The 745-nt window shown below is 40.0% G+C and carries 1 protein-coding gene; it reads right to left on the bottom strand.

Annotation, left to right across the window (positions count from 1 at the left end; genetic code table 11):
• Positions 1 to 138 precede the first annotated feature (138 nt).
• Positions 139 to 612, bottom strand: a complete 474-nt coding sequence (gene tnpA / locus HT736_RS00665; RefSeq protein ID WP_001140801.1) for an IS200/IS605 family transposase — start codon at positions 610 to 612, stop codon at positions 139 to 141.
• Positions 613 to 745 lie beyond the last annotated feature (133 nt).

Consider the following 745-nt stretch of genomic DNA (forward strand, 5'->3'; position numbering starts at 1 on the left):
AAGTCATAACCACCCGTGAAAACGGGTGGCTTGTACACCGGCTATAAGCCGTTTCTCTCCAGCGGCGTCTAAAGACGCTCGCTGAACTTCGTTCAGGTCGTGCTATATTACTTGACTAATGCCCGTCACAACGGGCTTTTACCTTGTTCTAAATCCGCCATCAGAAAACGGATCTTCATATTCTTTTACACTCAGCTTATCGAGTGCAATGTCATTCTTTTCCTGCTCGCGAATATATTTAGCTACGGTCTTTTCGTTTAGTCCAACGGTACTTACATAGTATCCCCTAGCCCAGAACTTTCGATTTCCATACTTATATTTTAAATTAGCGTGCTTATCAAATATCATCAATGCACTTTTGCTCTTGAGATACCCCATAAAATCGGAAATCGAAAGTTTGGGAGGTATCAGTACAAGCAGGTGTACATGGTCTGGCATCATATGACCTTCGATAATCTCCACGCCACGACAACCGCATAGATGTTTAATAATATCTATCAAATCCGACCTGACTTTGTAATATATCGCCTTACGGCGATACTTAGGTGTAAAAACTATATGATATTTGCACATCCATTTAGTATGTGATAAACTGTAACTGGTTTTAGCCATTTATTTTTCCTCCTTTATCTAACCTGAACAATTAGATTATACTTGGAAAAATAAATGGAAGCTAGAAGCCTTGTCAGCCACCAGCATAGCTGGTGGTTTTCTTGTTTTTCTCTACGAGAAAAACTGGCTTGAA

The sequence above is a fragment of the Streptococcus sp. 339 genome (assembly GCF_013277285.1).
Taxonomy (GTDB): domain Bacteria; phylum Bacillota; class Bacilli; order Lactobacillales; family Streptococcaceae; genus Streptococcus; species Streptococcus pseudopneumoniae.